This is a genomic window from Agrobacterium rubi TR3 = NBRC 13261, assembly GCF_000739935.1.
Classification (GTDB): Bacteria; Pseudomonadota; Alphaproteobacteria; order Rhizobiales; family Rhizobiaceae; genus Agrobacterium; species Agrobacterium rubi.
Genome location: NZ_BBJU01000025.1, coordinates 67,947 through 87,575 on the forward strand (window position 1 = coordinate 67,947; position 19,629 = coordinate 87,575).

The 19,629-nt window shown below is 57.6% G+C and carries 20 protein-coding genes; 14 read left to right on the forward strand and 6 right to left on the reverse strand.

Features of this window, described 5'->3' with window-relative positions; genetic code table 11:
• Positions 1–34: 34 nt before the first annotated feature.
• The 3 genes from RRU01S_RS19190 to RRU01S_RS19200 all read left to right on the forward strand — a co-directional run bounded on the left by RRU01S_RS19190 (position 35) and on the right by RRU01S_RS19200 (position 1,975).
• The gene (locus RRU01S_RS19190; RefSeq protein ID WP_045231822.1) at positions 35–892 is read left to right on the forward strand and encodes an AraC family transcriptional regulator; all 858 of its coding nucleotides are present in this window, start codon (positions 35–37) and stop codon (positions 890–892) included.
• Positions 893–965: 73 nt separating this feature from the next.
• On the forward strand, positions 966–1,676 hold the full coding sequence (locus RRU01S_RS19195) for an AzlC family ABC transporter permease (RefSeq protein WP_045231904.1): 711 nt from the start codon (positions 966–968) through the stop codon (positions 1,674–1,676).
• A complete protein-coding gene (locus tag RRU01S_RS19200) occupies positions 1,673–1,975 on the forward strand; it encodes an AzlD family protein (RefSeq protein WP_045231823.1) in 303 nt (100 codons plus the stop codon). Before RRU01S_RS19195 ends, RRU01S_RS19200 begins: the two co-directional genes overlap by 4 nt.
• Before the next feature lie 66 nt (positions 1,976–2,041).
• On the opposite strand, the gene RRU01S_RS19205 is transcribed toward RRU01S_RS19200, so the two are convergent.
• The gene (locus RRU01S_RS19205) at positions 2,042–3,538 is read right to left on the reverse strand and encodes a replicative DNA helicase (protein WP_045231824.1); all 1,497 of its coding nucleotides are present in this window, start codon (positions 3,536–3,538) and stop codon (positions 2,042–2,044) included.
• 331 nt (positions 3,539–3,869) lie between these two features.
• On the opposite strand from RRU01S_RS19205, the gene RRU01S_RS19210 reads away from it, so the two are divergent.
• Genes RRU01S_RS19210 through RRU01S_RS19220 form a run of 3 tightly spaced genes read left to right on the forward strand, consistent with a single transcriptional unit; the run spans position 3,870 to position 7,057 of the window.
• The gene (locus RRU01S_RS19210; protein WP_045231825.1) at positions 3,870–4,325 is read left to right on the forward strand and encodes a MarR family winged helix-turn-helix transcriptional regulator; all 456 of its coding nucleotides are present in this window, start codon (positions 3,870–3,872) and stop codon (positions 4,323–4,325) included.
• Positions 4,322–5,992, forward strand: a complete 1,671-nt coding sequence (locus tag RRU01S_RS19215; protein ID WP_081880126.1) for an MFS transporter — start codon at positions 4,322–4,324, stop codon at positions 5,990–5,992. The genes RRU01S_RS19210 and RRU01S_RS19215 overlap by 4 nt, the downstream gene beginning before the upstream one ends.
• A gap of 18 nt (positions 5,993–6,010) precedes the next feature.
• On the forward strand, positions 6,011–7,057 hold the full coding sequence (locus RRU01S_RS19220) for an HlyD family secretion protein (RefSeq protein WP_045231826.1): 1,047 nt from the start codon (positions 6,011–6,013) through the stop codon (positions 7,055–7,057).
• Positions 7,058–7,343: 286 nt separating this feature from the next.
• On the opposite strand, the gene rplI is transcribed toward RRU01S_RS19220, so the two are convergent.
• The 5 genes from rplI to RRU01S_RS19245 all read right to left on the reverse strand — a co-directional run bounded on the left by rplI (position 7,344) and on the right by RRU01S_RS19245 (position 11,136).
• Positions 7,344–7,925 (reverse strand): 50S ribosomal protein L9, encoded by a 582-nt coding sequence (rplI, locus tag RRU01S_RS19225; RefSeq protein WP_045231827.1) that lies wholly within the window; start codon positions 7,923–7,925, stop codon positions 7,344–7,346.
• Positions 7,926–7,939: 14 nt separating this feature from the next.
• Positions 7,940–8,914 carry a hypothetical protein gene (locus tag RRU01S_RS19230; RefSeq protein ID WP_045231828.1) on the reverse strand — a complete coding sequence of 325 codons (975 nt, stop codon included), beginning with the start codon at positions 8,912–8,914 and terminating at the stop codon, positions 7,940–7,942.
• Between the two features lie 161 nt (positions 8,915–9,075).
• A complete protein-coding gene (gene rpsR, locus RRU01S_RS19235) occupies positions 9,076–9,324 on the reverse strand; it encodes a 30S ribosomal protein S18 (RefSeq protein ID WP_045231829.1) in 249 nt (82 codons plus the stop codon).
• A gap of 12 nt (positions 9,325–9,336) precedes the next feature.
• Complete coding sequence (rpsF, locus tag RRU01S_RS19240; protein WP_045231830.1) at positions 9,337–9,807, reverse strand: 30S ribosomal protein S6; 471 nt, start codon at positions 9,805–9,807, stop codon at positions 9,337–9,339.
• 285 nt (positions 9,808–10,092) lie between these two features.
• Positions 10,093–11,136, reverse strand: coding sequence for an aldo/keto reductase (locus tag RRU01S_RS19245; RefSeq protein ID WP_045231831.1), 1,044 nt, complete (start codon positions 11,134–11,136; stop codon positions 10,093–10,095).
• A gap of 250 nt (positions 11,137–11,386) precedes the next feature.
• Between RRU01S_RS19245 and RRU01S_RS19250 the strand changes: the two genes are divergently transcribed.
• From RRU01S_RS19250 to gmk, 8 genes are all read left to right on the forward strand, one after another.
• Entirely contained in the window at positions 11,387–12,670 is a 1,284-nt protein-coding gene (locus RRU01S_RS19250) for an Nramp family divalent metal transporter (RefSeq protein ID WP_045231832.1), read from the forward strand.
• Positions 12,671–12,786: 116 nt separating this feature from the next.
• The gene (fabD, locus tag RRU01S_RS19255; RefSeq protein ID WP_045231906.1) at positions 12,787–13,731 is read left to right on the forward strand and encodes an ACP S-malonyltransferase; all 945 of its coding nucleotides are present in this window, start codon (positions 12,787–12,789) and stop codon (positions 13,729–13,731) included.
• Positions 13,732–13,761: 30 nt separating this feature from the next.
• The gene (fabG, locus tag RRU01S_RS19260) at positions 13,762–14,499 is read left to right on the forward strand and encodes a 3-oxoacyl-[acyl-carrier-protein] reductase (RefSeq protein WP_045231907.1); all 738 of its coding nucleotides are present in this window, start codon (positions 13,762–13,764) and stop codon (positions 14,497–14,499) included.
• Positions 14,500–14,783: 284 nt separating this feature from the next.
• On the forward strand, positions 14,784–15,020 hold the full coding sequence (locus RRU01S_RS19265) for an acyl carrier protein (RefSeq protein ID WP_006727438.1): 237 nt from the start codon (positions 14,784–14,786) through the stop codon (positions 15,018–15,020).
• 243 nt (positions 15,021–15,263) lie between these two features.
• Positions 15,264–16,532 (forward strand): beta-ketoacyl-ACP synthase II, encoded by a 1,269-nt coding sequence (gene fabF / locus RRU01S_RS19270; RefSeq protein ID WP_045231833.1) that lies wholly within the window; start codon positions 15,264–15,266, stop codon positions 16,530–16,532.
• A 248-nt stretch (positions 16,533–16,780) separates the two neighbouring features.
• A complete protein-coding gene (gene mltG / locus RRU01S_RS19275) occupies positions 16,781–18,004 on the forward strand; it encodes an endolytic transglycosylase MltG (protein ID WP_045231834.1) in 1,224 nt (407 codons plus the stop codon).
• Positions 18,005–18,060: 56 nt separating this feature from the next.
• Complete coding sequence (locus RRU01S_RS19280; protein ID WP_045231835.1) at positions 18,061–18,945, forward strand: YicC/YloC family endoribonuclease; 885 nt, start codon at positions 18,061–18,063, stop codon at positions 18,943–18,945.
• A gap of 5 nt (positions 18,946–18,950) precedes the next feature.
• Positions 18,951–19,622 (forward strand): guanylate kinase, encoded by a 672-nt coding sequence (gene gmk, locus RRU01S_RS19285; protein WP_045231836.1) that lies wholly within the window; start codon positions 18,951–18,953, stop codon positions 19,620–19,622.
• Positions 19,623–19,629: the final 7 nt, after the last annotated feature.

Below are 19,629 nucleotides of genomic sequence, written 5' to 3' on the forward strand. Positions count from 1 at the left end.
AGACGGTCATGACGGAGTGGGCTAAACTTTGTCCATGCACAATGTTTCGCAAGAACAGGCCACCGAGCATATGCCGCTTTCGCGCGCCGAAATCACTCGTTTTTGGCGTGATCGACGCTTCAAAGGCATGGAGTGCATGACGGCGACGTTTTTGACGCATGAGTTCTCGCCCCATGCGCATGATACCTTTTCCATAGGTGCGATCGAAAACGGTTCGCAAATATCCACCATAAAAGGCACCACTGAGCGGACCGGCCCCGGTCATCTCTATCTCATCGACCCAGGCCAGGTACATGACGGTGCGCCAGGTAGTGATGGATATCGCTATCGCATGATATATCCGGACGTGGCACTTTTGTCCGAAGTGATCGAAGACGTGACGGGTCGCGTCTACCATGGCACGCCATCCTTTCCGCGTTTTCTGCCACACGATCCAGAAATGGCGCTCGCCTTTCAATCTGCACATCGCAGACTCGAGAACGGGGTGGGGGCACTGGAGGCGGACGAAGGTATGTTCTGCGTTCTCGCAAAACTCTTCTTGCGGCACGGTAGTACTATTATTCTGCCCGTCGAGACGCGGGAAAAGACGGCGGTCTATACCGCGCGCGACTATCTGAACGACAATTTTGATACGGATGTCGGGCTGGAGGAGCTTGCCGTCATTGCAGGTTTGAGCCGCGCGCATCTCATCCGCGCTTTTCGCTGCGAGTTCCACATCACACCGCATGCTTACCTGACAGACGTACGCATCCGTCGCGCACGCCATCTCTTAAGGATGGGCGATAGTCCAGCCTCGGTGGCCCTGGAATGCGGCTTTGCCGATCAGGCGCATTTTACGCGGCATTTCAAATCGCGCACTGGAATCACGCCCGGCCAGTTCAGAGCGTCGTGAAAAGCGCATCACTTTCGTTCAATACGCCACAGTCACCGCCGCATAGATGCATCTCCTGACAAGGAGAATGGACATGCACACGACATCCCCTACCAACACACGTAAAGAATTCACCGCTGGCTTGAGAGCCGCATCCCCACTGCTGGTCGCCATGGTGCCGATTGGCGGCGTGTTTGGGGCGGTTGCCGTGAGCAAAGGGCTGTCGCCGCTTGAGGCGTGTCTCATGTCGCTCTTCGTTTTCGCCGGTGGTGCGCAATTCGTAGCGATGGACCTGTGGACACATCCGGCAAGTTGGACCGCCCTAGGCTTTTCCGCACTTCTCGTCAATCTTCGGCATATTTTGATGAGCGCGTCCATTGCCGCGAAGATGGGCAACTTCAAGACATGGCAGCGCTGGCTTTTCATGTCAGTCCTGACGGATGAATCATGGGCGTTGGCAGAGTTTAGAAGCGTGAGCAGAAAGCTCTCACCAGTGTTTTTTGCTGCCGCTGCTCTATCGATTTACGTGGTCTGGAACCTATCGACTCTGACTGGTGCACTTTTGGGTGCTGTGATTGGTGATACGACAGTCATAGGTCTCGACTTTGCCTTTACAGCAGTCTTCATCGTGTTGCTCATGGGGTTCTGGAAAGGCCGCGAGACCGGCTTCGTTCTTGTGGCAAGTGCTGCCGCTGCTTTCATTACCCACAAATACGTTCCGGGTGCATGGTACATAGCGGCTGGCGCGCTGGCGGGGCTGGCGGTAACAGCGTTTGCGACGGAAAGCCCGGAGCAGCCCGAATGAGCCTCGACATCAACACCCTGCTGGCCATTTTCGCCATGGCGGTCGCAACGCTTGCAACGCGCTTTGGTGGGCTGGTTATCGTGCGCCATGTGCAGATGACGAAACGCGCACAAAGGGTGCTCAATGCCGTTCCACCGGCCATATTGATGGCAGTCGTCACCCCGACCGCGTTGGCGAGCGGCTTCGCAGAAACCATTGCGTGCGCCGTGGCAGCTTTGGCCGCCACGCGCTTTTCACTCCTGCCCGCCGCAACCATCGGTGTGATATCCGTGGCCGGATTACGCGGAATCGGTTTCTGAGTTGCTTGCGCTATCGCCTTGAAAACAAAACATCCCCGCTTCGGATGAAACGGGGATGTCTGAAAATCATTGCTCTTCATATTGCGTGAACGAGGGGTCGGCCAGGTCCGCGAAGCGGGTGAATTCTGACTGGAACTGGAGCTTTACTGTGCCGGTCGGTCCGTGGCGCTGTTTGGCGATGATGACGTCGGCGGTGCCTTTGACGCGGTCGAAATGCGCTTCCCATTCGGCATATTTCGGGTCGGACATCTCGCGCGGCTCCATGTTCTTGACGTAGTATTCCTCACGGAAAACGAACAGCACCACGTCGGCGTCCTGCTCGATGGAGCCCGATTCACGAAGGTCGGAGAGCTGCGGGCGTTTGTCTTCGCGGCTTTCCACCTGACGCGAGAGCTGTGAGAGCGCGATGATGGGAACGTTGAGTTCCTTGCCGAGCGCTTTCAAGCCCGTTGTGATCTGGGTGATTTCCTGCACGCGGTTTTCGCCTGACTTGCCGGAGCCGGTCATCAGCTGAATATAGTCCACCACCAGGCAATCGAGGCCGCGCTGGCGTTTCAGACGGCGGGCGCGGGCGGAAAGCTGGGCGATGGAGATACCACCGGTCTGGTCGATATAGAGTGGCACTTTCTGCATCATCTGGCTGCAAGCGACCAGCTTCTCGAAATCGGCCTCGGTGATTTCACCACGGCGGATTTTCGAGGAGGAGACTTCGGTCTGCTCGGAGATGATACGGGTTGCCAGCTGTTCTGACGACATTTCGAGGGAGTAGAAGCCCACGACGCCACCATTCTTGGCCTTGAACGAGCCATCCGGCTGCACTTCCTGCTCGTAGGATGCGGCGATATTGTAGGCGATGTTGGTGGCAAGCGAGGTCTTGCCCATACCGGGACGTCCCGCAAGCACGATCAAGTCGGAGCGCTGCAAGCCGCCCATGCGGCCATCCAGCGAGTGGATGCCGGTCGAGATGCCCGAGAGATTGCCGTCACGCTCGAACGCTGCTCCGGCCATATCGATGGCCAGCGACACGGCGTCGTTGAAGGACTGGAAGCCGCCATCGTAACGACCGGTTTCCGCCAGTTCGAAAAGGCGGCGCTCGGTATCTTCGATCTGGGACTGCGGCGGCATGTCGAGCGGCGCGTCATAGGCGATGTTGACGACATCTTCGCCGATCTGGATCAGGGCTCGGCGCAGCGCCAGATCATAGATCGCGCGGCCATAGTCTTCAGCGTTGATGATGGAAACGGCATCCGAGGCAAGGCGCGCAAGGTATTGCGCCACCGTCAGGTCGCCGATTTTGCCATCGGCGGGCAGGAAGGTCTTGATCGTCACGGGGTTGGCGGTCTTGCCCATGCGGATGATATCGCCGGCAACCTCGAAAATCTTGCGGTGAAGCGGCTCGTAGAGATGTACAGGCTTCAGGAAGTCCGAAACGCGATAGTAGGCATCGTTGTTGACGAGGATGGCGCCCAGCAGCGCCTGTTCCGCTTCGATGTTGTTCGGCGCTTCGCGGTAGAGCGGTTCAGCAGCCGGGGCGGGGGTGATTTTTCTCACAGCGTCGTTCATGGTTTTCTGTGATCTCCCTTGAGGCTCGTTCCAAGCCTTCGTTTCTCGCAAGCCTGCCGGTTTGAAGCTGGAGGCAGCGGCAGTCAAGGACAATGCAGCAACAGTAACAGACAGGCTTGCCGGAACGGTGGCAGGTGGCCTCACAAATTGTGTTGTTAACAGTAATCCACAGGCTGATTCGTGAGCGCCATAGGCGGTTCTGCGAATCGGTTCTGGTTCGCCATGAGTTTACGTCATGGCTGCCATCCAGACAAAGCATCTTGCAATTAAGCGCATTCGAAAATAAATAGGCATGAAATAGATAGTGTGCTAATTATAAGGTGTAGATACTTTGTCGCGGGCGACTGAAAAAGAGCAGCTTTTCGATGAGATGGCGGCGTTCAACCGCAAGCTCAGATCCTTCTTCGATGCCAGAGTGGCGGAGCAGGGGCTGACACTGGCGCGCGCCCGGGCACTTTTCGCGCTCTCGCGTCGCGGCCCGCTGACGCAAAAGGAGCTTGCCGAAGAGCTGGAAATCGAGACGCCGACGCTGGTGCGCGTGCTGGATGCGATGGAGAAACAAAACCTCATCGAACGGCGTTCTGACGAGATCGACCGGCGTGCAAAGCGCATTCACATGACGCCAGATGGTTTAACGACATTCGAGGACGTGCATATGCAGGCAAAATCCATGCGGGCCGACATCGCTGCCGATATTTCGACGGATGATATCAGCGCCGCATTGGACGTGGTTCGCCGCCTGTCTGCAAATCTGCAAAACCTTGCTGGCGAAAAGGTGCCGTCGTGAGCAACGCCATCGCAGACATCCATGATGAGCCAGGCGACGTGGTTGAAAAGGTGCCGGAAACACCTGCTACACCCGCGCCTCCACCCGAAAAATCATTTTCCGCAAAGCTGCTCTATATCTTCGCTGGACTCTGCTTCTTCGTGACCCAGGGCATGGGCATGCACATTGTCATGGCCAACATCTACCAGCTCCAGGGTGAGTTTTCGGCGACGGTGGCGGAAGTCGCGTGGCTGTCGGCGGCCTATATGGCGCCTTACGCAACCTTTTCCATCGCTCTGTTCAAGATCCGCCAGCAATATGGCCTGCGGCCCTTTGCGGAAATCAGCATCATCTGTTTCGTGCTGGCATCGTGCCTAAACCTGTTCGTAACCGATCTGCACTCGGCCATCGTTGTGCGCTTCGTCAGCGGCATGGCGGCGGCACCGCTGTCTTCGCTCGGGTTTCTTTATATTCTCGAAGCTTTTCCCGTGCAGCGCAAGCTGACGCTGGGCCTCAGCATCGCGCTGACCGGCACGCTTCTGTCATCGCCGTTGGCCCGCATTCTGTCGCCGGATTTGCTGCAAATTGATGGCTGGCAGGCGCTTTACTCGATGGAGGTCGGGCTGTCGCTCGCCGTTCTGCCCATCATCTATCTGTTGCCGCTAACGCCGCCGCCACGGGCGAAGGTCATCGAGCGCATCGATATCTTGAGCTACCTGCTGTTTGCAGGCGGCCTCGGATGTCTGGCGGTGTTTCTGACGCTGGGGCGTTTTTACTGGTGGTTCGAAACTTGGTGGCTCGGCGTGCTGCTGGCCTGCTCGGTGGCGTTGCTGACGATCATGACCATCATCGAACTTCCCCGGAAAAATCCGATGCTCGATTTGCGTTGGATTTTCTCAAAGACCAATCTGCACCTCATCGCCATTTTGCTGATCTACCGCGCAGTTTCTTCGGAGCAGTCCTCGACCGCTGTCGGCCTGTACCAGCAACTTGGCATTTTGAATGAACAGACGATGGGGCTTTACGCGCTGATCATTCTGGCGACCGTGTTGGGTGGTGCACTGTGTGCTGTGCTGATGCTGACGAAATATGTCGATACCGCGCATGTCATCGCTTTGACGCTGATTGCGCTGGGTGCATACATGGACAGCACGTCGACCAATCTGGTGCGCCCGGAGCAGATGTATTTGAGCCAGGCGATGATTGCGTTTGGCGCGGCCATGTTCCTGCCTCCCGTGATGGCAAAGGGCTTTGGGGCAGCGCTGGCCAAGGGGCCGCCTTACCTCGTCAACTTCATCACCATCTTTCTGTTCACGCAGATCACAGGCTCCATGCTGACGACAGGCATTCTCGGTTCCTTCGTGACGCTGCGGGAGAAATTCCACTCGAATATTCTGGTGGAAAGCATTCTGTTGCAGAACCCGCAGGTGGCGCAGCGAGTCAGCCAACTGTCGGCTGGTTACAGCCACGTCATTACCGACACCGCACTGTTGAAGGCCGAGGGACTGTCACTGCTCGGCGCGCAGGTCACGCGCGAAGCCTATATTTTGGCGTATAACGACACGTTCCTGCTGATTTCGGTCTGCGCCGCTGCTGCTCTTGTCATGCTTTTGCTTCATCTTGCATGGTTACGTCTCAAGTCTGCGCTGAAAGGCGAAGACGAGACCGTGGCTGCGCCTCAATCCTGATTGTCCAGAGATATAAAAATGCTGAAAAAAACATTCACGCCTCTTACTCTCATCGTTCTCCTGGGCGGCGTCGCCGGTGTGGCGCTGGTCCTTTACGCATGGCGCCTGCCGCCCTTTTCCAGCTCGGTGGAGATGACCGATAATGCCTATGTTCGCGGTTACGTCACGACCATGAGCCCGCAGGTCAGCGGCTATGTCGTGGATGTGCCGGTCAAGGATTATCAGGAGGTCAAGCAGGGCGATCTGCTGGCGAAAATAGATGACCGCATCTTCCGCCAGAAACTGGCACAGGCGCAGGCATCTCTGGACAGCCAAAAAGCAGCCTTCGACAATTCGCGTCAGCAGGAAATCGCCGCCAAGGCCAACATCGCCTCGGGCGAGGCGGCTGTGGATGGCGCGCAGGCATCGCTGAAACAGGCGCAGCTTGCTGCCGACCGTCAGGATAGCCTTGTACGCAGCGGCGCAGGAACCTCCAGCGTGCAGGAGGAGGCGCAGGCCAATCTTGATAAGGCCCGCGCCGGTCTGTCTCAATCAAAGGCCGCTCTTGAAGTGTCGCGGCAGGATTTGCAAACCATCATCATCAACCGTGGCTCTCTACAGGCGGCGGTTGCCAATGCGGAAGCAGCCGTCGAACTGGCCAAGATCGATCTGCAAAACACCGAAATTCATGCGCCGAAAGACGGCAAGCTAGGCGAAGTCGGCGTCCGCGTCGGCCAGTATGTTGCAGCCGGAACGCAGTTGATGGCCGTCGTGCCGCATGACATTTGGGTCGTTGCTAACTTCAAGGAAACACAGCTCGCTGGAATGGAAGCAGGACAGGTGGTTTCGATCTCGGTGGATGCCCTGCATCGCAGGAAGCTGACCGGCAAGGTGGAGCGCTTTGCGCCCGCTGCCGGTTCGGAATTCGCCGTCATCAAGCCGGATAATGCGACGGGTAATTTCGTGAAGATCGCCCAGCGTCTTGGCGTGCGGATATCGATTGATCCGGACCAGCCACTGGCGGCCGAGCTTTCTCCTGGTATGTCGGTGGTGGTGCGGGTTGATAAGGGTGTAGCGGTGAGGTGATTTTCGAGTTGGGAGAGCGCGGCTGGAATCTCGGCGATAGCAGTCCTCATCCTGATGTGCCCCGCAGGGGCCTCGAAGGACGAGGACTGCGGAAGGAGGGCGTCAACCAACGGATGCTTCGAGGCTTTGCCCTCCGGCCAAAGCACCTCAGCATGAGGGTGGAGCAAGCGGCTCTCTCGGTCACTTTTCTAAAAGATGGCTCTTGCCGTATCTCTCAAACTCACAAACAAAAACCCCAGGTGTCGCCACCCGGGGTTTTGTCTTTCGACCGTCAGGCTTGAGACGATTACTCGTCGTCGCCTTCGTCGTCACGGTCTGCGTCTGGATCGAAGAAGTCTTCTGGACGAAGAGCGTCTTCGTCAACGCCGTAGATGGCGTCGGCAGATGTGAGGCTTTCGCCCTTTGCCTGACGCTCGGCTTCTTCAGCAGAACGGGCAACGTTCAGTTCGACCTGAAGCTCGACTTCGGCATGCAGGTGAAGCGTAACATTGTGCAGACCGATGGTCTTGATCGGTGTGTTGAGTTCGACCTGGTTGCGGCCGATGTTGAAGCCTTCGGCGCCGAGGATTTCGACAACGTCACGGGCTGCAACAGAACCGTAGAGCTGGCCGGTTTCGCCAGCGGAACGAACAACGATGAAGCTCTTGCCAGCCAGTGCGTCGGCAACCGTCTGTGCTTCGGACTTGCGCTCGAGGTTCCGAGCTTCGAGCGTTGCACGCTCGGATTCGAAACGGGTCTTGTTGGCTGCGTTGGCGCGAAGAGCCTTGCCCTGCGGCAGCAGGAAGTTACGTGCGTAACCGTCGCGAACCTTTACGGTTTCGCCCATCTGGCCAAGCTTGGCGATACGTTCGAGAAGAATGACTTCCATCTTCTTGATCCTTTCTAGTTTTTGGTTTCGTTATTGTTGTCGGTTTTCCGGGTGGGCGTGAGAGAGATCGTGCTGCGCACGTCGCTCAAACCCAACACGAGAATGATGAGCAGCGGAAAGACGAAGACCGCTGAAATGTAGCTGAGAACCAGAACCGGCCAGCGCCAGTCCTTGCCCTTGGATTTGTGGTGCAACGAGGCATAACCGGCCATCAGGAAGCCGGCGCCAAAAGTGCCGCAGACAACCGCGCCGATCATGGCGACAGTGCCACCGACGAAGGTAAGCACGATGCCGCCAAGAAAGATGAAGATCGCGTTGCGATGCATGCGCAGTGCGGCTGCAATGTCTTCACGGGGGCGAAGACCCTTGCCGAACGAGCGCACCATGCGGCTTGCGAAGTAATAGGCGGCAAACAGCATGATGACCCAGAGACCGCCCTGGATCATCGGTAGCATCAACACCAGCAAAGTTTTCGTCTGCGCCAGTGCCGCAGCATCCGGGGTAAACGCGGCTTCACGCGCCTGAACCGAGGTCATCATCACATCGACCAGCTGCGAAACGAGATCAGGGCCGTAGCCGATCATCGTGCCGAGAATGATGACGGAAAGAGTGATGAGACCGCACAGGTGCAAAACGATGCCGGACAGCGGGTACCATGCCAGGAGGTCTTCGGGGCCGCCGAGTTCGGAGGCGGGACGCGCCAGATTGGCAAGATGGGAAAGCCAGCCTGCCGGAACGAGCGTAAAAATCGAGATCGTCAGTGCAAAGACAGGAGAGACGGCAAGCGCACCGAGAAGGGCGGCAGACAGCACGGCAACAATGGCCGATGCGTTGCCCCAACCGAGACCGGCGACAAGCACAGGCATGGCGGATGCAGCGTAGAGTAGGAAAGACATGGACGACTGTGCGGTTGCGCCGAGCGTGAGAAACGCTGCGCATATGCCGGCAAGAATGCCGGAAATCAGCACTGTCTGGTTCAGTTTTGGCACGTCGCTGTCCTGCTGGAATTCTGTAGCAGTTAGAGGATGGCTCTTTAAGAACCCGATCCCCAACATGGGATTTCATTTCAAGATCGATCCACGCCCAACGCGGAAGGATGTCGTCATGGAGAAAACGAGGCCGCGCAAATGCGCAGCCTCGCCTTAGTCGATTAGGTCAGAACGTAAGGCAGCAGGCCGAGGAAACGAGCGCGCTTGATCGCCTGGGCGAGTTCGCGCTGCTTCTTCTGCGAAACAGCTGTAATACGGGAAGGAACGATCTTGCCACGCTCGGAAATGTAGCGCTGCAGAAGACGGACGTCCTTGTAGTCAATTCTCGGTGCATTCGCGCCGGAGAAAGGGCACGTCTTGCGACGGCGGTGGAAAGGACGGCGTGCCTGGGAAGAGGATGCGTCAGCCATAGTCAATTCTCCTTATGCACGGTCTTCGCGCGGACGGCGCGGACGGTCTTCACGGTCGCCGAAGCCACCTTCGCGAGGTGGACGAGGACCACGATCGAAGCCGCCTTCGCGCGGGCCACGGTCTGGACGGTCGCCATCGCGGCGAGGACGGTCGTCACGATCGCGCTTCTGCATCATTGCAGATGGGCCTTCTTCGTGCGCGTCAACGGCAATGGTCATGTAACGAAGAACGTCTTCGTTGATGCGCATCTGACGCTCGATTTCGTGGATGGCCGGTGCAGGAGCATCGATGTCCATGAGAGCGTAGTGAGCCTTGCGGTTCTTCTTGATGCGGTATGTCAGGGACTTGAGGCCCCAGTTTTCGACGCGTCCGACCTTACCGCCGTACGATTCGATAACGCCCTTGTACTGCTCGACAAGTGCGTCGACCTGCTGGGCAGTGATATCCTGCCGGGCAAGGAAGATGTGTTCGTAAAGAGCCATTTAAGCTTTGCCTTTCTTGCGTTTCATTCATCACCCGGCAACGGCGCTAAGCCTCAACGACTGCTCCTGTTTGGCAAAAGCCAAGGGCAAGAAAAGCGTTGTTCGAGACGGTCGAGAGCGGAGACACGGGAGGCCGGAAACCTTATGGTCCTGCTGTTTCGTCGCCGAAACCAGCCCTCCGTTCAGCCACCAGCCAATTGAACCGGGTGTTGTGAACAGCGCGCTTATACGGATTTCTGACCGTAATGCAAGCGCGCTGCCCGAAAAAGCACGGTTTGCTTGCTGTTAGATCGGCATTGGGTACTGACGGTGAATATTGGCGATACCCTTCAAGACCTCGTCCGAAAGTTTGACATCGGCCGCCGCAATATCTGTCTTCAGCTGCTCCATGGTGGTCGCACCGATAATGGAGGACGCCATGAAAGGACGCGTTAGCGTAAAGGCGATGGCGAGCTGGGCGGGATCGATACTGTGCTCATAGGCCAGTTCCAGATAGGCCTTGACTGGTGCTTCCTGCAAAGGATGCAAGCGTCCACCGATATCGCCGTTGATTGAGCCGCGTGATCCTTCGGGACGCGCGCCGTTCTGATACTTGCCGGTCAGAATGCCGCCAGCCAGCGGTGAGTAGGCCAGAAGCCCAACATCTTCGTGGTGCGAGACTTCGGCCAGATCCAGATCGAAGGGGCGGTACAGAAGATTGTACTCGTTCTGGATGGAGGCGACGCGCGGCAGACCCTTGGCCTCGGCAATCTCGATGAATTTCTGCGTGCCCCAGGCGCTTTCGTTGGACAGGCCGATGGCGCGGATTTTGCCCGCCTTGACGAGTTCGCCGAGCGTTTCCAGTTTTTCGGTGATTTCCGCGATCGTCTTTACCTTGTCTTGCGTCGAGGCATCGAAGGTCCAGGAGGCACGGAAGGCGTAGGCACCGCGGTTTGGCCAATGAATCTGGTAGAGATCGATATAATCCGTCTTGAGGCGCGCAAGGCTGGTATCGACAGCTTCGCGAATGCCGGCAGCATCGATATCGCGACCGCCCCTGATATAATCACGGCCAGAGCCTGCGACCTTGGTGGCAAGAATGATATCCTTGCGCTTGCCGGTTTTCTGAAACCACGTACCGATATGTTCTTCGGTACGGCCTTGCGTCTCAGCCGATACCGGCGTCGTGGGATAGAGTTCTGCGGTGTCGAAGAAATTCACGCCGTGCTCGACGGCATAATCCATCTGCTCGTGTGCTTCGGCTTCGGTGTTCTGTGTGCCCCATGTCATGGTGCCGAGGCAGATTTCGGACACGGACATATCCGTGCGGCCCAACCTGTTCTGTTTCATGGAAATATCCTGGTGCTGTGTCTGATCGCTTGGGAAGTGCGAGGGACACTAACCCGGAATCCGGAAGGCGCAAGAAAAAACATTCCTGAAATCTACAGCTTTCATTTCACGAATACCCTTTTGACGCCCAAGGGTAGTAATTCAGCTCTGACTATTGCAGAAACGGGGATGCTTTTCCCTTTTTGCGCGCAACCGACTTCAACATTGGGCATTGAGGGTTCGATGATCAAACCGACGCGGAGGACCGTGAATGAAAGACAACACAGCAAGTGCGCCACAGGGAATTCCTGATGACAAGGCGGTACCACCGGCAACTGGGCGATGGAAACTGATCGGTCCCGGCATTGTAGCGGCTGCCACGGGCGTAGGGGCTGGCGACCTCGTCGCCACATTGATCGCCGGTTCCCGATTCGGTTATGCGCTTCTGTGGGCTGCCGTTCTTGGCTGCATCGTGAAGATTGCTTTGGCTGAGGGCTCTGCACGCTACCATCTGGCGACTGGATCGACCATGCTGGAAGGCTGGCGGTCCCTTGGCAAATGGACGAGCTGGTATTTCGGCATCTACATCATGGTCTGGGGCTTCGTGTACGGCGCGACGGCGATGAGCGCTACGGCACTACCACTGGCCGTGTTTTTTCCCTCCGTGCCACTTTGGATTTGGGCCGTGCTGACGGGACTTTCCTGCGCGGCCTTTGTCGCTTTCAATCGCTACGATGCGTTCGAAACGGTGATGAAGATCTTCATCGGCATCATGTTCGTCATCGTTATCGGCATTGCCATCATGGTCTCGCCGAATGTCGGAGAGGCTGTCGTGGGGCTGATACCCTCCGTGCCAGAGGGATCGGCTATCTACACGCTGGGTCTGATCGGCGGCGTGGGCGGCACCATCACCATGGCATCCTATGGTTATTGGGTGAATGCGAAGGGCTGGCGTACCCCTGCGTGGATGGGTGTGATGCGGCTGGATAACCGCGTGGCCTATATCGTCACGGGCATGTTCGTCGTCGCCATGCTCATCATCGGTGCGGAACTGCTCTACGCATCGCAGATTGCGCTTTCCACCGGTGATCGTGGCCTTCTCGATCTCGACAGGGTGCTGGAGGAACGTTTCGGCAGTACCATGTCCACCCTGTTTCTGATCGGCTTCTTTGCCACGGCGATTTCGTCGGTGCTGGGCGTCTGGCAGGGCGTGTCCATGTTGTTTGCAGATTTCGTCCGCGGCATCAAAGGTGAAACCGGCTCTCGCGAAGGGCTGGAGAAGACACCCGCCTTCCGTTTCTACCTCTTCTGGCTGACAATACCGCCCATGGCATTGCTGTTCCTGGGCCGTCCTTTCCTGCTCGTTATCATCTATGGTGCGCTCGGAGCCTTCTTCATGCCATTCTTGGCCTTGACGCTGATCTGGTTGCTCAATTCGAAGCGAGTGCCGAAAGAGTGGCGCAGCGGCTGGCTGTCGAATGGTCTTTTGGGCATTTCGGCGCTGCTGTTCATCGTTTTGTGCATCACCGAGGTTATCGGCCTGTTTACCCGATAAGCCGTGAAACACCGTCGTGAGACGTGGACACATTCCGCCTCCGCCCCTCAAAGCCTTGACTCTGCTGGGCGGAGTGTGAATGGAAGTTCCGATACAGAAGAGAAGGGATGGATCCCATGGCTATTGCATTCACATTTCCAGGTCAGGGCAGCCAGGCCGTCGGCATGGGCAAGGAACTTGCCGAGAATTTCGCAGAGGCGCGCGCCGTCTTTGAAGAGGTCGATGAGGCGCTTGCCCAGAAGCTTTCGCACATTATGTGGGACGGACCGGAAGAGACACTGACGCTGACGGCAAATGCCCAGCCAGCGCTAATGGCCGTTTCCGTTGCCGTCATGCGGGTGTTGGAAGCGCGCGGGCTGAAGCTGGCGGACAAGGTGTCCTATGTCGCTGGCCATTCGCTTGGCGAATATTCGGCACTGTGCGCTGCCGGAACATTTTCGCTGTCGGATACGGCGCGTCTTCTGCGCATTCGCGGCAATGCCATGCAGGCTGCCGTGCCTGCGGGTGAGGGCGCCATGGCTGCCATCATCGGTCTGGAACACAGCGACGTTGCTGCCATCTGTGAAGAAGCGTCGCAGGGAAGCGTCTGCCAGATCGCCAATGACAATGGTGGTGGGCAGTTGGTCATCTCCGGTGGCAAGCCAGCCGTCGAGAAGGCCGCACGTCTGGCGACGGAAAAGGGAGCCAAGCGCGCACTGATGCTGTCGGTATCGGCACCTTTCCACTCTGCGCTGATGGCGCCGGCTGCAGATGCCATGCGCGAGGCATTGGCGGGCGTGCAGAAGAACAGCCCCGTCGTGCCCCTTGTTGCCAATGTTCTTGCGGCTCCGGTATCGGATGCCGATGAAATCGCCAGGCTTCTGGTAGAACAGGTCACGGGTCAGGTTCGCTGGCGCGAAACCGTCGAATGGTTTGCCGCAAACGATGTGACGACACTTTACGAAATCGGTTCCGGCAAGGTTCTGACGGGCCTTGCTCGCCGCATCGACAAGACGGTGAACGGCATTGCGGTCAACACGCCTGCCGATATCGATGCCGTGCTTGAAACCCTTATCGGCTGAGCCCAAGAGATATAGCAAAGGATGAACACCATGTTTGATCTGACTGGCCGCAAGGCTCTCGTTACCGGTGCCACTGGCGGCATTGGCGAAGAAATTGCCCGCACGCTGCATGCCCAAGGCGCCATCGTCGGCCTACACGGCACCCGCGTCGAAAAGCTGGAGGCACTGGCCACCGAACTTGGCGATCGCGTCAAGATTTTCCCGGCCAACCTGTCCGACCGCGCAGACGTCAAGGCGCTGGGCGAAAAGGCCGAGGCTGAGTTGGGTGGCGTCGATATTCTCGTCAACAATGCTGGCATCACCAAGGATGGCCTGTTCGTTCGCATGAGCGACGAGGACTGGGACAATGTGATCGAGGTGAACCTCACCTCCACCTTCCGCCTGACGCGCGAACTGACGCACCCGATGATGCGTCGCCGTTTTGGCCGCATCATCAACATCACGTCCATCGTCGGCGTAACCGGCAATCCGGGCCAGGCGAATTACTGCGCATCCAAGGCCGGCATGATCGGTTTTTCCAAGTCGCTGGCGCAGGAAATCGCCACCCGCAACGTGACCGTCAACTGTGTGGCGCCTGGCTTTATCGAAAGCGCGATGACCGGTAAGCTGAACGACAAGCAGAAAGATGCGATCATGGGTGCCATTCCCATGAAGCGTATGGGCACCGCCAGCGAAATCGCATCGGCCGTTCTTTATCTCGCATCCAACGAAGCGGGCTATATGACAGGCCAGACCTTGCATGTTAATGGCGGTATGGCCATGATTTAATATGCGTCCCGCGTGACGCGGGGCGGGAAAAATGCCTGTAGAGCAAGATGCTTAGCACTATTTTAAGGCTTTTTTCCCGCAGAAAACCGTGTTAAGCGGGCGAAGACTGTGAACAGTCGTCCCGGAAACAAAGGGACCGTTGCGATTTCTGAGCGCGATGGTTAGCTTGAGACGGGTTGAACGGGTTTGCCCAGGGCGTTTGCTTTAAACGGCGCTTGGGGGTTTTAACAGGGCAGGGTGTCTGACAAGACATTCCTTTCAAAATAAAGGTCGAGGAAACCGACATGAGCGATATCGCAGAACGCGTAAAGAAAATTGTAGTTGATCATCTTGGCGTTGACGCCGAAAAAGTCGTTGAGGGCGCTAGCTTTATCGACGATCTGGGCGCTGACTCGCTCGACACCGTTGAACTGGTTATGGCGTTCGAAGAAGAATTCGGCGTTGAAATTCCGGACGACGCAGCTGACTCGATCCTGACTGTGGGCGATGCTGTTAAGTTCATCGAAAAGGCTCAGGCTTAATCGCTTGAACTGATGAGGGAAGGCTTCTGCCTTCCCGACATGGCCCGGCTTGTCCGGGCCAATATTTTATTTTGCAGCACTCGACATCGCGCGGGGGCTGCAAGATGCATAGAGCGACATGCTTCCACCACACGCGAAGAGTTGCTTTAATATGTTTAATCTACGCATCCCGCTTTTCGAAATCGCTTCCGATTTTCAGGCCGATGCGCTGGCGATGATTGGGATTAGGGCGGAGCATTGGCGATGAGACGTGTCGTTATCACCGGTACCGGCATGGTATCTCCTCTTGGATGCGGAACGGAAGTCACCTGGGAACGGCTTTTGGCCGGACACAATGGTGCTCGTCTCGTCACCGAGTTCGAGGTTGAAGATCTTCCTGCGAAAATCGCCTGCCGCATTCCCGTCGGTGATGGTTCCAACGGAACCTTCAATGCCGATGACTGGATGGAGCCCAAGGAACAGCGCAAGGTCGATCCCTTTATCGTCTACGGCATGGCCGCGGCCGAAATGGCTTTGAACGATGCTGGCTGGCATCCGATGACCGGCACCGACGAAGACCAGATCATGACCGGCGTGCTGATCGGCTCCGGCATCGGTGGTCTCGAGGGCATCGTCGAGGCCGGCTACACATTGCGCGACAAGGGCCCACGCCGCATCTCACCATTTTTCATTCCAGGCCGTCTGATCAACCTCATTTCCGGCCAGGTTTCCATCCGCCACAAGCTGCGCGGACCCAACCACTCCGTGGTGACCGCATGTTCCACTGGCGCGCACGCCATTGGCGACGCAGCGCGTCTGATCATGCTCGGCGATGCTGACGTGATGGTAGCCGGCGGTGCCGAATCGCCGGTTTGCCGAATTTCGCTCGCCGGTTTTGCCGCCTGCAAGGCGCTTTCCACCCAGCACAATGACGACCCGCAAAAGGCCTCGCGTCCCTACGACCGCGATCGCGATGGTTTCGTGATGGGCGAAGGTGCCGGTATCGTCGTTCTGGAAGAGCTGGAACACGCCAAGGCACGGGGCGCAAAGATTTACGCCGAAGTCGTGGGCTACGGCCTGTCCGGCGACGCGTTCCACATCACCGCGCCATCCGAAGATGGTGAGGGCGCTTACCGCTGCATGGCCATGGCGCTGAAGCGCGCAGGTCTCACACCCGCCGATATCGATTACATCAATGCCCATGGAACATCCACCATGGCCGACACAATCGAACTGGGTGCAGTCGAGCGTCTCGTCGGTGATGCCGCATCCACGATTTCCATGTCGTCCACCAAATCGGCCACAGGCCACCTGTTGGGTGCGGCCGGTGCCATCGAAGCGATTTTCGCCGTGCTTGCCATTCGCGACAACATCGTGCCGCCGACACTGAACCTCGACAATCCCGATGTCGAAACGGCGATCGATTTGGTGCCGCATACGGCCCGCAAACGTCAGGTTGACGTCGCTCTGTCGAATTCCTTCGGCTTTGGCGGCACCAATGCTTCGCTGGTGTTGCGTCGTTTCGAAGGCTGAGTTGAACGGCTCTTGCCGTTTGGTCCAGAATCGCAGAAAACCCTCTCATTTCCCGGTGTAACAGCCGGGATATTCGTCTACGTTGCCTGTCCGGGCAGCTTTCGAGAGCGGAAACATCGATATCTTTGTAAACGAAGATGTGTAGGGCGTTTCCCTGTCTACCGAGTGCAGAATGGCCTGCCGAACCTGTTTTTGCCGCATTGCCTGCTCAATAAGCCGCTGTAATGCCGAACTGAAAAGGACCGCCGGTGAGCGATACGAGAGAGAACAATCAGGCCCCTCAAGGACGTGAAGGCTCCACTGAGAGCAAGGGCGGCCCGATCATTCCGAAATCTCCGACAGAGGCTCTGAGACCCGAGAGGGTTCCGTCTCCACCCAAGCGTTCCCGTAAGGCCCATAGCCAGCTGGTAATCTTCCTCAACTTCCTGATGACGTTGATCGTCGCCGTCTGCATTATCGGCGTTGCTGCCTTCTACTACATGCTCAATTCGTTTCATGAGGCGGGGCCGCTTGAAACCAACACCACGATCACCGTTCGCAACGGTGCTGGGCTTGCAGAAATCGCCAGCAATCTGGAAAGAAGTGGCGCGATCTCGAACGCCCGTATCTTCCGTCTGATGGCCGATAAATATCTGGCCGGTGGGCAGACGCCAAAGCCCGGCGAATATGAAATCAAGGCCCGCACCTCCATGAAGGATATTTTGGGCCTGCTGGAATCCGGCAAGTCCATTCTCTACACGGTGACGATGCCGGAGGGGCTGACGGTCAAGCAGATGTTTGCCCGCCTCGCCACCGATCCCGTGCTGGAGGGCGATCTTCCTGCCCAGCTGCCGCCGGAAGGCTCCCTGCGGCCTGACACATATCCCTTTACACGCGGTACCAAGCGCGAAGAGGTCGTCAACCAGATGCGCGCCGCCCAGTCACGTCTGGTTGAGGCTACCTGGGAGCGTCGTGACCCGGACTTGCCGCTCAAGACCATCGAAGAATTCGTTACATTGGCGTCGATCGTGGAGAAGGAAACCGGCAAGGACGACGAGCGCGGTCATGTTGCGTCCGTATTCTACAATCGCATGAAAAAGAACATGCGCCTGCAATCGGACCCGACGATCATCTACGGATTGTTCGGCGGCGAGGGTAAGCCGTCCGACCGGCCGATCTACCAGTCTGATTTGCAGAAAGAGACGCCGTTTAACACCTACATCATTCGCGGCTTGCCACCACACCCGATTGCCAATCCGGGCCGGGCGGCACTGGAAGCGACGGCCAATCCATGGCGCACCAACGACCTGTATTTCGTCGCAGACGGCACTGGCGGTCATACCTTTGCCAAGACGCTGGATGAGCACAACAACAATGTTCGCCGCTGGCGCAAGATCGAAGCTGAAAAGGCTGCCGCGGGCGGTACACCCGAAGGTGTGGTGGACGGTCAGCCTTCAGGTTCGCAGGCCGAACAGCCTTCCGGTAACAATTGACGTCATATACCACTGCTGCCCCAAAAGGCGGCAGTGGTCGTTTGGGGACATGCTTGATGACATTGCAATCCATGACAGGCTTTGCGCGCAGCGAAGGTTCGTGCGGTCGCTACCGGTGGGCGTGGGAGCTTCGCTCCGTTAACGGCAAGGGACTGGATTTGCGTCTACGCCTGCCGACAGGCATGGAAATGCTCGAAACAGAATTAAGGGACATCGCGTCGAAAAGCTTGTCACGCGGCAATATTCAGGCAGGCCTCAGCCTGTCCGCCACAGAGGCGAAGCAGGAAGCCGTGATCAACCGCGATGCTCTGGACGCCGTTCTGGCACTGAAGTGCGATCTCGGCGCCGTGGTCAGCGATGCACCCTTGAGCCTAGACACATTGCTGTCTATTCGCGGACTGGTCGAGTTCAAAGAGCCGGAGGAAAGTTCGGAGGCGCAGGACGCACGCAACCGGGATATTATCGATGGTTTCAGTGTGGCCATAGCAGCCCTTGCTACCATGCGCGAGCGCGAGGGTGCATCGCTTTTTGCCATTCTGTCCGGCCATATTGATAAAATCGAGCAGCTGACCAAAGTCATCGAGGCCGACCCGTCTCGCCAACCCGAGCAAATTCGTGCGCGCCTCGCCGCACAGATCGCGCTGATTGGTGATGGCAATGGTTTGGATCGCGACCGCTTGCATGCGGAGGCAGTGCTGCTCGCCACCAAGGCCGATTTGCGTGAAGAGATCGACCGATTGATCGGCCACGTGGCTGCGGCGCGGGAGCTTTTGGCCAGCGGTGTGCCGGTTGGGCGCAAGCTCGACTTTCTTGCACAGGAATTTAACCGGGAGTCGAATACAATCTGTTCCAAATCCAATGCCAGTGCTGTAACCGCTGCTGGTATCGAATTGAAAGTCGTGATCGATCAATTCCGCGAACAGGTCCAAAATCTGGAGTAGACCCCATGGCGTCCGCCAGCATTCCTCCCGTCCATATCGCCCGTAGAGGCTTGATGCTGGTTATCTCTTCGCCATCGGGTGCAGGCAAATCCACCATTGCCCGCAATCTGCTGGAAAAGGACAAGAATATCAGCCTGTCCGTCAGCGTCACCACTCGCGCGCGGCGTCAGAGCGAAATCGACGGCATTCACTATCACTTCATCTCCAAGCGCGATTTCGAGCGCATGCGCGAGGGTGAAGAGTTGCTGGAATGGGCAGAGGTTCATGGCAACTACTACGGGACGCCACGCGAACCCGTCGAAGCTGCCATGGCTGAGGGCAAGGACATGCTGTTCGACATCGATTGGCAGGGCGCCGAACAACTTCAGGACAAGATGAAGGCCGATGTCGTCTCCATCTTCATCCTGCCACCCACCATGACCGAACTGCAATCACGCTTGCACCGCCGCGCCGAAGATACCGAGGAGGTCATCCAGACCCGCCTCGCCAATTCCCGCTCGGAGATCGAACACTGGCGCGACTACGATTACGTCATTCTCAATGATGATCTTCAGGCCGCATTCGAAGCCATCGAAGCCATCGTCAAAGCCGAACGCGTCCGCCGCGACCGCCGTCATGGCATGTTCGACTTCGTGCGTGCGTTGTTGGAAGAGGTGCCAGCATTGCCGGTGCGGTGAGGGCGGT